We start from the raw sequence: 13629 nt of genomic DNA on the forward strand, positions 1-13629 counted from the left end.
TGAGCTTATTGTCAGACCGTCGTGCCGCGCTTGATATGGCGCTCCGTCAAATAGAGAAGCAATTTGGGAAAGGGTCCATCATGAAACTGGGTGAGTCTACTCATATGAATGTGGAAGTAATTCCCAGTGGTTCCTTGGCTTTGGATATTGCATTAGGAACAGGCGGCTTGCCTAAAGGCCGTATTGTTGAAATATATGGACCTGAATCCTCTGGTAAAACAACTGTAGCATTGCATGCTATCGCCGAAGTACAAAGAGCAGGTGGACAAGCTGCATTTATTGATGCCGAGCATGCTCTTGACCCTCAATATGCAAGCAAACTGGGTGTTAACATCGATGAATTGCTTCTGTCTCAGCCAGATACGGGTGAGCAAGGGCTTGAAATTGCAGAAGCTCTTGTACGCAGTGGTGCTGTAGATATTGTCGTTATTGACTCTGTAGCTGCATTGGTACCGAAAGCAGAGATTGAAGGCGAAATGGGTGATTCCCACGTCGGTTTGCAAGCGCGTCTGATGTCTCAGGCGCTGCGTAAATTGTCTGGTGCAATCAGTAAATCCAAAACAATCGCGATCTTTATCAACCAGCTTCGTGAAAAAGTCGGCGTTATGTTTGGTAACCCGGAAACAACACCTGGTGGTCGTGCCCTGAAATTTTATTCCACAGTACGTTTGGATGTACGCCGTATTGAGAGTATCAAATCAGGAAATGACATGATTGGTAACCGTACGCGTATTAAAGTCGTGAAGAACAAGGTAGCACCTCCGTTTAAACAAGCGGAAGTGGATATCATGTACGGTGAGGGTATCTCGAGAGAAGGCAGTATCATTGATATTGGTACAGATCTGGACATCGTAAACAAAAGTGGTGCATGGTACTCATACGAAGGCGAGCGTTTAGGACAAGGTCGTGAGAACGCGAAGCAATTCATGAAAGAGCATAAAGAGATCGCTGATATCATTGAACAAAAAATTCGTGTCGCCAGCAATCTTACTACTGCGGTTCCTGCACCTACTAACGAAGATCAAGCAAAAGAAGCGGCAGAAGAACAAGAATTGTTTGAAATTAATGAGTAAATGAATCCTCCCAAAGCTTATCGGATTGAGCTTAGCTTGATCTGCTAAGATTTTGTGGTGGAAGTGCTCGCTCTGTTCAACAGCCTCTGTCCATTTGGACAGAGGCTGTTGGCATACTGATTAAATAATATATATGGTGGAGGGGGAGACCTGAATGGATCAACATGATGAGGATTTATATGAAGAAGCAGAAGTGGATGGCATCTCCCAGTTACCGGAGAACGAAGAACTCACCATTACACGGGTTGAACGAACGAAAAGCCGGGAAGCACGTTATCGAATCACGTTTGGCATACACTCCATTACGGTTCTTGAAGATGTGATGATTAAATACAGGATGACTCAAGGCAATACGTTCATGAAGAAGGATCTGGAAGATATCATTCTAGCTGACGAGCGACAGCGGACGTATGCACAGTCTCTGCGCTTTTTGGAGCATAAGCCGCGTACACGACATGAATTAAGTCAGAAACTCCGTCAGAAGGAGTTTGCTGCACCTTTGATTGAAGAGGCGCTGGATCGACTTGAGCGGGAGAAACTGGTGGATGATGATCTATTTGCGAAGGAATGGACAAGGCAACGTATGGAGGGCAAGCGGAAGGGGAAACTGTGGATAAGGCAAGAACTACGTCAAAAGGGCATTGCTACTGAACTTATTGCTGAAGCACTGGAAGGTGTCAGTTCGGATGCGGAATTTGAGACTGCTTTGAGCGCTGGTCGCAAAAAATGGAATCAGGTTAAAGGGGACGTCAAAGCGAAGAAACATAAAACGCTTCCTTTCTTAATGAGACGTGGTTTTTCGATGGATATGGTGCGTCGGGTCGTGAATTGTTTAATTGAAGAAGATGAGGCTGGGGACCCTGAAGATAACGAAGCGTTGTTATGGGACTAGCAGACAGGAGCAACTATACTGCATTCTCTTGACAATTTCTTTCGTCAAATACTAAAATGGACTTGAGTCTGTAAGAAATGGACAACCCTTTTTCCTTCCAAAAAAGCGGTTTCGGTTTCTTAAGATTCATAGCATTCATGATTATGGGTTCGCTGGTAACGGTGAATAGTACATGTAGGCATGTACATGTGAAATGAAAATCGGCGGGGGATCGCCGTAAGTATTTGTTATTCCCAAACATATGTAAGGCTTGAAAACAGAAAATTGACCAAGGAGTGCCTTGGAGGAACCAACGAGGAGGTGAACAGTATGAACGAAATTGCTATCACGATCGTTCTCGTTGTGGCCGCGCTTGTCATTGGGTTCGGAGTCGGATATTTTATTCGCAAATCTCTTGCAGAGGCTAAAATCTCTAGTGCGGAACAAGCTGCCGTACAAATCGTGGAGAACGCGAAGAAAGAGGCAGAAGCACTGAAGAAAGAAACGGTGCTGGAAGCGAAGGACGAAATCCATCGCATTCGCGCCGAAGCTGAAAAAGACACTCGTGAACGTCGGAACGAAATTCAACGACAAGAGAGACGATTGTTGCAAAAAGAAGAGTCGCTGGATAAAAAATTGGAATCACTCGAACGTAAAGAAGAGCAAGTGGCTAACAAAGAGAAACGCATTGATGAAACACAGCAGCAGATCGAAATGATCTACAAAAACCAGGTAACGGAACTCGAACGGATCTCCAACCTTACCATGGAAGATGCACGTAGTATCATACTGTCCAACGTAGAACAGGAAGTCCGTCATGAGACGGCTCAAATGATCAAGGACATCGAACAGCAGGCGAAGGAAGAAGCGGACAAAAAGTCGCGCGAGATTATTACGCTCGCCATCCAACGTTGTGCGGCTGACCACGTAGCGGAGACAACGGTATCTGTTGTTACCCTGCCAAATGAAGAAATGAAAGGCCGAATTATCGGTCGTGAAGGACGTAACATCCGTGCGCTTGAAACCCTTACAGGGATTGACCTCATTATCGATGATACGCCAGAAGCGGTTATCCTGTCGGGCTTTGATCCGATTCGCCGTGAAATCGCTCGTACTGCACTGGAGAAACTGGTCGCTGATGGACGAATTCACCCGGCTCGTATTGAAGAGATGGTTGAGAAGTCTCGCAAAGAAGTGGATGAGCGCATCCGTGAATACGGAGAGCAAGCTACCTTTGAAGTGGGTGTACATGGTCTGCATCCGGATCTGATCAAGATCCTGGGCCGCTTGAAGTTCCGTACGAGTTACGGTCAGAACGTCTTGAAACATTCGATGGAAGTCGCTTATCTGGCTGGATTGATGGCTGGCGAACTCGGAGAAGACGTAACTTTGGCAAGACGTGCAGGTCTATTGCATGACATCGGTAAAGCGCTGGATCACGAAGTGGAAGGATCACATGTCGAAATCGGCGTGGAACTGGCGAAGAAATACAAAGAACATCCGGTTGTAATCAACAGTATCGCGTCCCATCACGGGGATTGCGAAGCGACTTCGGTCATTGCCATGTTGGTTGGCGCAGCAGATGCGCTCTCTGCAGCAAGACCAGGCGCTCGTCGCGAAACGCTGGAAACGTATATCAAACGACTAGAGAAGCTGGAAGAGATTTCAGAATCGTTCGAAGGTGTCGAGAAATCGTATGCCATTCAGGCCGGACGCGAAGTTCGCGTTATGGTACAGCCTGAGAAGATTGATGATGCTGAAGCCTTCCGCCTCGCACGTGATATCACGAAGATGATCGAGAATGAACTCGACTATCCGGGTCACATCAAAGTCACCGTCATCCGGGAAACCCGTGCGGTTGAATACGCAAAATAGAGCATTACGGAAAAGTGGCCGCAGTAGTGGGCCACTTTTCCTGTTGATAGCCTTGTTAAAAAGCTTTTTTGTGAAAATTACACATAATGATGGAAGAGATAGAGTCCTGCGATGGTTCAGCATTTGAAGCAAGAGTAACGTCGCAGTGATGGAGGAGGAAGTAATCAATGAAAGTATTGTTTATTGGTGACATTGTGGGCAATGTGGGACGTAAGGCATTGAAGGAAAATTTACCTTACCTGAAATCAAAGTATAAGCCACATGTGGTCATTGTGAATGGTGAAAATGCGGCAGCAGGTCGCGGAATTACCGGTGCGATCGCAAATGAGTTTTTCAACTGGGGTGTACATGGCATCACTCTCGGTAATCATACCTGGGACAATAAGGATATTTTTGATTTTATAGATGATGAGCCGCGGATGATCAGGCCGGCAAACTTTCCACCAGGAACACCAGGCCGAGGATACACGGTAGTTAAAGGTGAAGGCAAGGAACTGGCCATTGTCAATCTGCAAGGAAGAACGTTCTTGCCAGCCCTTGATTGTCCATTCCGTGTGGCTGATGAGATTGTGGATGAGCTGCGTCAGGATTACAATTGCATTCTGGTCGATATGCATGCTGAAGCGACTTCAGAGAAGATTGCCATGGGATGGCATCTAGATGGACGTGCGTCGCTCGTTGTAGGCACTCATACGCACGTTCAGAGTAATGATGATCGGATTCTGCCTGGAGGAACGGCTTACTTAACGGATGCGGGTATGGTAGGACCTCGTGACGGCATATTGGGCATGGAACGTGAAGCCGTGCTGCGCAAGTTCTACACCCAGCTGCCGGTACGATTCGTTGTGGATGATGGCAAATGGCATTTCCATGGTGTCTTTGTAGAAATTGATGAAGCTACAGGTGCTGCAACACGCATCGAAAAAATTCGTCTTACGGAGGACGAGTGGCGCATGGAATAGGGGTATTGTCCCATTTTGCAGGGAAACCCGTCTAAAAAGAAGGTATTTTTTGGCCTCCCGCGAATAACATCTAGTAAGGTGGAAACAAACTTTCAACATTCCCAGGGAGGTACTTACCATGGATGTATTAAAAGTTTCAGCAAAGTCCAATCCTAATTCTGTAGCCGGCGCTCTTGCAGGGGTTCTTCGTGAACGTGGAAATGCTGAACTGCAGGCAATTGGAGCGGGAGCACTGAACCAAGCCATCAAAGCGGTAGCAATAGCCCGGGGATTTGTAGCACCAAGTGGAGTTGACCTGATTTGTATTCCAGCTTTTACAGACATTGTGATCGACGGCGAGGATCGAACGGCCATTAAGCTGATTGTGGAGCCCAGATAATACATGAAGTACGCATTGAACCTGTTTACGATGTAGACAGGTTTTTTTGCGTTTTTTACGTAGTCCATTCCAGAAGGAGGAATAATGATGTCGATGCCCGACTGGTGTGTAGCCGATTTTCACTGTGATGCTTTGAGCAAAATGTTGATGCAGCCTGCACTTTCATTCGAAGATGCTTCACAACTGGATGTGAATTTGCAACGCATGCAAGAGGGGAAAGTAGGTTTACAGGCGTTCGCCATTTATTTGCCCGAAGTACTTGGCAGAGGTAAGTTTGAACATGTGATGGGGCAAGTGGAGCTTTATCGTAAACGTGTTGAAAGAAGCCAAGAGCGCCCTGGTGGTACCCAGACGTTGTTATGGCGTGACCAGGTGCCTCTGGTGGGGCAGACAGACAGTCCGTGGGGGTTAGTCACACTGGAAGGTGTAGATGGCCTGGAGGGCAATCTGTTCTATCTGGAGTTATGCTATCAGATGGGTGTTCGAGTCGTAGGGATTACCTGGAACTATGCCAATTGGGCGGCTGACGGAGTCATGGAAAAACGTGGATCAGGTCTGACCGAGAAGGGGAAGGAACTGGTACACCTGTGTAATCAAATTGGAATGCTGCTGGATGTGTCACATCTGTCGGAGAAAGGCTTCTGGGAGCTGGTCGATTTGAGCAAACGTCCATTTATCGCCTCACATTCGAACAGTTATAGCATATGCCCGCATGTGCGTAATCTGAAAGATGATCAGATTGGGGCCATCATCGCCCGCGAGGGCGGATCGGGCTTACGTTTGTGCCCTGGTTTGTCAAACAGGAGGGTCAAGTGCAGATGAAAGACCTGCTACCTCACATCGAGCAGATCTGTTCCCTGGGCGGGGAACATCATCTGATGATGGGGTCTGATTTTGATGGAATTCCGACATACATTCAAGGGCTTGAACATGCAGGACATTATTATAAACTGATGGAGTTTCTGCTGAAACACTATGATGAGCAGCTGGTGCGTGGCTGGTTGTGGGGAATGCGATGAGTTATCTGGGGAACACTTGCCAGTGAGCAATTCAAAGATCAAAGTGAATTCGGTGAAATAGTGGAATGGTGATGCTTATGTACAGTTTTCCGGGTTAAGGAAATAAATGTAACTGAAATAAGTGTATTTCATGAATTTTCACCAGTTCGTTTTCATTTCACTCCAAAAAGGGGTATAATACCAATGGATTGTTAAGAGCCTGAGTCTAGGCCATAGAGATAAACAAGGAGTGAAATTTACGATGAGTAAAACAGTATCTGTGGGCGTATCTGCCCGTCACATTCATGTATCCCAAGAGCACGTCGAAATTTTGTTTGGTAAAGGTTATGAACTGACCGAATTTAAACCTCTGTCCCAGCCCGGACAATACGCTGCGAACGAAACGGTAGCGGTTATTGGTTCGAAAGGACAGTTTGATAAAGTGCGTATCCTTGGACCAGTTCGTCCTGAAACGCAACTGGAGATCTCCATGACAGATTCTTTTGCCATTGGTGTAAAAGCACCTGTACGTGAATCCGGAAGCATTGAAGGCACGCCGGGTATCACGATTAAGGGACCTGCTGGCGAAGTGACGATTGACAAAGGTGTTATCGTTGCTGCTCGTCACATCCACTTCCACACGTCCGATGCTGCGAAATGGGGTATAGAGGACAAACAAATGCTGAAAGTTCGCTTGGGTGGGGATCGTGGCCTGGTACTGGAAAATGTACTGGCTCGTGTATCTGATTCCTTCGCACTGGACATGCATATTGATACGGATGAAGCTAACGCTGCTGGCGCTCGTAACGGCGACACTGCTGAAATCATCGACTAATTCGATTAACCACATGAAACATCTTTAGCTGCGCATTATAGCAGTCTAAATGAACGTATAAACCTGAGCACAGCCAACAGGGCCGGTTACTCCAGCACTGTTGGCGAGGCTCAGGTTTTTTGGTGTTTTCCAAGTGTTCATCTGAGCCGGTGCATTTCAGAATAGATGAAGAGACAGGCGGTTTGCATGTGGAACTACAGCCCAATTCATGCTATAATTTGCTGTAATGCTCTTTTGTTGTTTTAGATGAGATATTCATGTGGAACAGGGATGAATGAACGATTTTTTATGAATAGAGGCTGTAAGGAGTGACCGAAGGAAATGGCTAAAGACTCAAAAAAGGACTACTCCCAATATTTTGATTTCTCCGATGCCAAAGTAATTTCGCAAGATGAATTCAGCAAAAAGATAAGAATCCGGGGCCGTGAGATTAACATCAAATCGGAACCCAATCATCGTCAGGAGAAACAGCGGGGCAAGGAAGACGTTCAAGTGCTTTACGAAAATGCCGTTCCCGATGAACTGAAAAACATAGGGAACGGCAAACATTATATTGTATATACGTTTGGGTGTCAGATGAACGAACATGACTCGGAGACCATCAAAGGATTGCTGGAGTCCATGGGATATCAGGCTACAGAGGATCGCAAAGAGGCAGACGTTATTCTCATGAATACTTGTGCCATACGGGAAAATGCGGAAGACAAAGTGTTCGGTGAGCTTGGCCATCTGAAAACACTAAAACTCGAGCGTCCGGGATTGTTACTTGGTGTATGTGGTTGTATGTCCCAAGAGGAAGGCGTCGTCAACCGGATTATGCAGAAACATGGCTTTGTGGATATGATCTTTGGTACACATAATGTGCATCGGCTGCCACATCTGATCCAGGAAGCGCTGTTCAGTAAAGAAATGGTTGTTGAGGTATGGTCCAAGGAAGGTGACATCATTGAGAACTTGCCTAAGAAACGTGAGGGAATGCGCGGCTGGGTTAACATTATGTATGGCTGCGACAAGTTCTGTACATATTGCATCGTTCCGTTCACGCGGGGCAAAGAACGCAGCCGTCGTCCGGAAGACGTTATTGCTGAAGTGAGGGAACTGGCACGTCAGGGCTTCAAGGAGATCACTCTGCTTGGTCAGAATGTGAATGCGTACGGCAAGGACTTCACTGATCTGAACTACAGCTTCGGTGACTTGATGGATGATATTCGCCAAATTGATATTCCGCGAGTGCGGTTTACAACGAGCCATCCACGTGACTTTGACGATCGCTTGATTGAAGTGCTCGCCAAGGGAGGAAACCTGGTAGAGCATATCCATCTCCCGGTGCAGTCTGGCAGTTCGGAAGTACTCAAGCGTATGAGCCGCAAGTATAGCCGGGAACACTATCTGAACCTGGCTGGCAAAATCAGAACGGCCATTCCGGATGTCGTGTTGACAACGGACATTATTGTTGGTTTCCCTGGGGAAACCGAAGAACAATTTGAAGATACACTTTCCCTTGTTCGTGAAGTAGGGTATGATTTTGCCTATACCTTCATCTACTCCCCGCGTGAAGGCACGCCTGCTGCGGTGATGGAGGATAACGTACCGATGGAAGTGAAGAAGGAACGTTTGAGACGCTTGAATGAAACGGTTAACGAGTATAGCCATCGTAGCAATGAAGAGCAACGAGGCAAGGTGGTTGAAGTGCTTGTTGAAGGTGAAAGCAAGCGGAATTCCGATGTCCTGGCAGGGCGTACACGCAGCAACAAGCTGGTTCATTTTGAGGGTTCCAAAGAATTGATCGGTACATTTGTACAAGTGGAAATCACCGATCCAATGACTTTTTATATTCGGGGCCACCTGCTCTCTGAGAAGGTAGCTGCCAATCAGTAATAGTAATACACACACCAATAAGATGAATCTTGGAGGTTTAATATAAAGGTTTGGACATACAGCGCAAGTAGCGAAGGGAACGGAATCGATTCTGCTGAAGCGAAGCGTTCGCCTTTGTCTCCGAATTTTAAACCTTTGATAAATTTAATCAAGAAAATTTGGAGACAACAGCGATCAAAAGAACGATCCGTAACCGTAGCGGTCATGGAGCAATCGTCTGAATTTATATTAAGCCAGGTTTTCATCTTATATCATCTCATAGAATGGAGCGATTTCAGTGGCGCAGGAAGAAGTGCAGTACAACCATTATGGAATGCCTACCTACGATACGCGCAATCTGGTCATACGCGACGACATTATGGGAAAAACCAAAGAGTTGGCGGATATGCTTGGAACGAGTGAAGAAGTTAGACAGTTTCAGCAGGCTGAATCCAAAATTCGTGATCATGAACGCATCCAGCAATTGATTGCAACGATCAAGAAGAAGCAAAAAGAGATCGTTGCATTTGAGAGCTTCAAAAACGGTGAGATGGTCAGCAAAATTGAACAGGAAATTGAAGATCTGCAAAGTGAACTGGACAGCATTCCATTGGTTACGGAATTTCAGCAGAGCCAGAGCGATATCAACTACTTGCTTCAGCTTGTGATTTCCGTAATCCGGGATACGGTTTCCGAAAAAGTGAACGTGGAAGCTGGAACGGATTCACCTCCGACCAGTTGCGGTTAAATGACGGAAGGGTGCGGACGCAGTCCGCGCCTTTTTTGACATTAACTAGGTATTAAGATGAGGTGGCTATGCCAAGTACTCGGAATATACTTCCAAGCAAAGCTCCACGTTGTGGGGTTATTTTGTGTGGCGCGATGAGTTGGTTTACTTCAACATATTATAGGAATCGCGGATTCTTAATTATAAATCTTAATTATAAAGGCACGTGACATCAAGAGCTTGATACCTGCAGTGCAATAAAGGAGAAATGAATAATGAGCATTTTGGACAAAATGGTGAAAGACGGAGACGGACGGTTCTGGGGATTTCTTGGCTGTCGATATATTAAAGGGGACGGAAAAGAAGTACAGATCGGGCTGACTGCAGGCGAACATCATACCAACTCCATGGGAATTATTCATGGTGGTGTACTGACTTCACTCATGGATCAGGCGATGGGCATGGTCGCAACAGCTGCGATGGAAGTGGACGGCTGTGTGACAACGAACCTGAATGTGCATTTTCTTGCACCCATGAAACAAGGGGAATTAATCGTGACGTCTACCGTACTTCATCAGGCTGGGCGAAGTGTTACGACTCAATCTGAGGTTCGTGATGCAACAGGCACACTGGGATGTATGGCTACAGCTACATTCCGCATAGCACGTCCAAGAACGTAGAAGTGGAACTTCACGGTTGACAAAAAATATTATTATGTCATAATGAAAATATCAAAATGAAAATAGTCGGTGGTGCCCATGAGCGAAAACTACGAAAACTTCAATGCAGAGAGCGATGAACAGGCAGCACTTGCCTATAGTTCCAAGAAATATCGTACCCCGATGGTGTTCCGGCGGATATCGTCATGTTCACGTTGACCAAGCGGGAACGCAAGACGGTGACGAAGACACTGCCCATTCGGGAACTGAAAGTGATGCTGATTAAGCGTAAAGGCTGGCCTTTTGCCGGTAGATGGGCGTTACCCGGTGGATTCTGTCAGGAGAATGAATCCATCTACGGTGCAGCTAAGCGTGAACTGATGGAAGAGACAGGTGTGGATGGTGGACATCTGGAATACTTGAATGTATACAGTCAGCCTGGTCGTGATCCAAGGGGTTGGATTATCTCTCATGCATTTTTCGCACTTGTGGAAGAATGGATGCTGGAGCACCGTCAAGCCGCAGATGATGCGGAGGACGTTGGATTGTTTACCATTCAGGAAGCATTGCAAGAGCTGGAGCTGGCCTTTGATCACAGAACGATTATTGAAGATGCCTATCGACGTATTCAACAGCAGATGCTGGAAACGACCATTGCGCGTCAGTTCCTGCCACGTGATTTTACGTTAAGTGAATTATATCAGGTCATTCAAAGTGTTGTACCGGATTTCGAAGAACCCAATTTCATTCGGAAAATTACGTCTACCCGCAGTCGCAAAGGCATTGTGGAAGAAGTACGGGATGAAGAGGGAAATCTAATGAGTTCCAACCAGTACTCACAGCGTCCTGCGCAGCTCTATCGGTTTACAGAACTTGTACCTCGTCTATCCATCTACACGTAATGTGCAGCGAGCCATCTGGATTGAATCAGGATCAACCCATTCTGAGCCAAGGGAGTGTTGACGATGAAAGCACTGATTGTCATTGATTTTACAAATGATTTCGTGACTGGTTCTTTGCCTGTAGGTCAGCCGGCAGTAGAGATCGCAGAGACGATCGCAGCTGTAACGGAAGCTTACTGTAATAACAAACATGAAGTGATCATGGCTGTGGATCTCCATGAGGAGAATGACCCGTATCATCCGGAGACCGCACTTTTTCCACCTCATAACATCAGGGGCACAGAGGGAAGACAGTTGTATGGTCGTCTTGCCCAAGTGATGGAAGAACGGAAAGCCAACATTCGCTGGATGGATAAGACAAGGTACAGCGCATTCAGTGGCACTAATCTGGAACTCCGACTACGTGAACGTGGCATTACAGATATTGCACTCATTGGGGTATGTACGGATATTTGTGTATTACATACTGCAGTGGATGCTTACAACAAAGGATTTCATATTACGGTATATAAAGATGCCGTAGCCAGCTTTAATCCGGCAGGACATGATTGGGCACTTGGACATTTTCGTTCCAGCCTTGGTGCCCAGGTGGTTAAGGCAAGTGAAACTGTCTTGTCATAACTATACGTAATCCGGTCTTGCTAACTAAGGTTAGGATACGACTGAATATGGTGAATAGGATTACACGGGAGACTTGTTAGTTATCACGGATGAACAGAATCATGAAGAATAAGTCCCCCTATGTTAACCCGTGTCCTCAGATCAGATCTGCGGGCACGAGCGGAAGTCAGAGAGGATGAGACAAATGCAGACGACTAGCCTGGCTTTACATACGGATAAATATCAGATTAATATGATGTACGCCCATTGGGTGAACGGTACTCACAAACGAAAGGCGGTATTTGAAGCGTATTTCCGTAAGCTCCCATTTGGCAACGGATATGCGGTATTTGCCGGATTGGAACGTATTGTGAGTTATATCAGCCACCTTCGGTTTACCATGGACGACATCAAATTTTTATCCAAACAAGAGGAAAATTACGATCCGGTCTTTCTGGAAGAACTGCTCCAGTTTTCGTTTCACGGGACAATTCATTCCATGAAGGAAGGGGCAATTGTTTTCCCTGACGAACCGCTCATTCGGGTAGAAGGCTCCATTATGGAGACACAATTGGTGGAGACAGCGATACTTAACTTCATGAACTATCAGACGTTGATTGCAACCAAGGCTTCGCGGATCAAACAGGTAGCACAGCAGGATACGTTGCTCGAATTCGGTACACGGCGTGCACAGGAAGCAGATGCGGCCATTTGGGGCGCACGTGCCTCGTATGTGGCAGGATTCCATGCAACGTCCAATATGCTGGCCGGAGAGCGCTTCGGAATTCCTACTGCAGGTACACATGCCCATTCCTGGGTGCAGAGCTTTATGAGCGAGCAGGAGGCGTTTGACGTATATGCGAAAGTGTTGCCTGATCAGGTGACACTGCTGGTGGATACCTTTGATACGCTTAATAGCGGAGTTCCCCATGCCATCAAGACAGCAAAATGGTTGGAAAGCCAAGGGAAAAAGATGAAAGGGATTCGTCTGGATAGCGGTGACCTCGCTTACTTGTCCATTCAGGCCCGTCAGATGTTGGACGAGGCAGGACTGGATTATGTGAAGATCGTAGCGTCCAATGATCTGGATGAGAATACAATTTTCGACCTGAAGGCTCAAGGAGCGCGAATTAATACATGGGGTGTCGGCACACAGCTGATTACCGCTTCTGACCAGCCATCTTTGGGTGGGGTATACAAATTGGTTGAGCGTGAAGTCGATGGTGAGATGCAACCTACGATTAAAATCTCTGCCAATCCTGAAAAAGTGTCCACACCTGGTAAAAAGGAAGTGTTCCGGATCATTGATCCGAAGCATGGCAAAGCGATTGCAGATTATATCTGCTATCCGGGAGAAGAACAGCCGCTCCAGGGTGGGCCGCTCAAGCTGTTCAACCCGCTACACCCGTATCTGAAAAAGACTGTTACCCGCTACGAAGCGGTAAACATGCTCGAACCGATCTTTGTGAACGGGCGCAAAGTATATGAACTGCCTAGTCTGGATGAGATACGTGCGTACCACCGGGAACAGATGAATCTCTTCTGGCCTGAATATCAGCGGAAGCTCAACCCGGAGATCTACCGTGTGAATATCAGCCCGGCAGCCTGGAATATGAAACAGAAGCTCATTGCTGAACATGTGAAGTCCACAGAAGAATGATCCACACATAATGATGCTAGAGAGGCATAACCAGTAAACAATACTGGCTTATGCCTTTTTGATATGACCCAGACCATGTACCAGTGATGTATGAAACATCATGGACAGACAACCCATGTAGCAGGCTATACTTGAATTTGGCTTGTGTAGGCTTAGGGAAATGAAGTCATTATTTCTCGGGAAAGCGCAGGAGACGTCAAATCCCGCATTTATCCGCGTGTTGCTTCGACA

The 13629-nt window shown here is 46.6% G+C and carries 11 protein-coding genes and 2 pseudogenes; all 13 read left to right on the plus strand.

The window, feature by feature from the left end:
- Positions 1-8: 8 nt before the first annotated feature.
- The 13 genes and pseudogenes from recA (at position 9) to C0Q44_RS26015 (ending at position 13398) form a co-directional block, all read left to right on the plus strand.
- Positions 9-1073 carry a recombinase RecA gene (recA, locus tag C0Q44_RS25955; RefSeq protein WP_105410065.1) on the plus strand — a complete coding sequence of 355 codons (1065 nt, stop codon included), beginning with the start codon at positions 9-11 and terminating at the stop codon, positions 1071-1073.
- A 154-nt stretch (positions 1074-1227) separates the two neighbouring features.
- Complete coding sequence (locus tag C0Q44_RS25960) at positions 1228-1965, plus strand: regulatory protein RecX (protein WP_105410066.1); 738 nt, start codon at positions 1228-1230, stop codon at positions 1963-1965.
- 309 nt (positions 1966-2274) lie between these two features.
- Positions 2275-3819: a ribonuclease Y gene (rny, locus tag C0Q44_RS25965; protein ID WP_105410067.1), complete on the plus strand. Its 1545-nt coding sequence runs from the start codon at positions 2275-2277 to the stop codon at positions 3817-3819.
- A 167-nt stretch (positions 3820-3986) separates the two neighbouring features.
- Positions 3987-4781, plus strand: coding sequence for a TIGR00282 family metallophosphoesterase (locus C0Q44_RS25970; RefSeq protein ID WP_105410068.1), 795 nt, complete (start codon positions 3987-3989; stop codon positions 4779-4781).
- Between the two features lie 118 nt (positions 4782-4899).
- A complete protein-coding gene (locus C0Q44_RS25975) occupies positions 4900-5160 on the plus strand; it encodes a stage V sporulation protein S (RefSeq protein ID WP_007430104.1) in 261 nt (86 codons plus the stop codon).
- A 147-nt stretch (positions 5161-5307) separates the two neighbouring features.
- Positions 5308-6179: pseudogene (locus C0Q44_RS25980) on the plus strand (dipeptidase).
- Positions 6180-6420: 241 nt separating this feature from the next.
- Complete coding sequence (gene pduL, locus C0Q44_RS25985; protein WP_062326117.1) at positions 6421-6993, plus strand: phosphate propanoyltransferase; 573 nt, start codon at positions 6421-6423, stop codon at positions 6991-6993.
- A 321-nt stretch (positions 6994-7314) separates the two neighbouring features.
- On the plus strand, positions 7315-8871 hold the full coding sequence (miaB, locus tag C0Q44_RS25990; RefSeq protein WP_105410069.1) for a tRNA (N6-isopentenyl adenosine(37)-C2)-methylthiotransferase MiaB: 1557 nt from the start codon (positions 7315-7317) through the stop codon (positions 8869-8871).
- A gap of 313 nt (positions 8872-9184) precedes the next feature.
- Positions 9185-9598, plus strand: coding sequence for a YlbF/YmcA family competence regulator (locus C0Q44_RS25995; RefSeq protein ID WP_374955158.1), 414 nt, complete (start codon positions 9185-9187; stop codon positions 9596-9598).
- Positions 9599-9852: 254 nt separating this feature from the next.
- Positions 9853-10257, plus strand: coding sequence for a PaaI family thioesterase (locus tag C0Q44_RS26000; RefSeq protein ID WP_105410071.1), 405 nt, complete (start codon positions 9853-9855; stop codon positions 10255-10257).
- Between the two features lie 78 nt (positions 10258-10335).
- Positions 10336-11138 (plus strand): annotated as a pseudogene (locus C0Q44_RS26005) (NUDIX hydrolase).
- A 63-nt stretch (positions 11139-11201) separates the two neighbouring features.
- Positions 11202-11759 carry a cysteine hydrolase family protein gene (locus C0Q44_RS26010; protein WP_105410072.1) on the plus strand — a complete coding sequence of 186 codons (558 nt, stop codon included), beginning with the start codon at positions 11202-11204 and terminating at the stop codon, positions 11757-11759.
- Between the two features lie 184 nt (positions 11760-11943).
- Positions 11944-13398: a nicotinate phosphoribosyltransferase gene (locus tag C0Q44_RS26015; RefSeq protein WP_105410073.1), complete on the plus strand. Its 1455-nt coding sequence runs from the start codon at positions 11944-11946 to the stop codon at positions 13396-13398.
- Positions 13399-13629: the final 231 nt, after the last annotated feature.

The organism is Paenibacillus sp. PCH8 (genome assembly GCF_002968835.1).
GTDB lineage: Bacteria > Bacillota > Bacilli > Paenibacillales > Paenibacillaceae > Paenibacillus.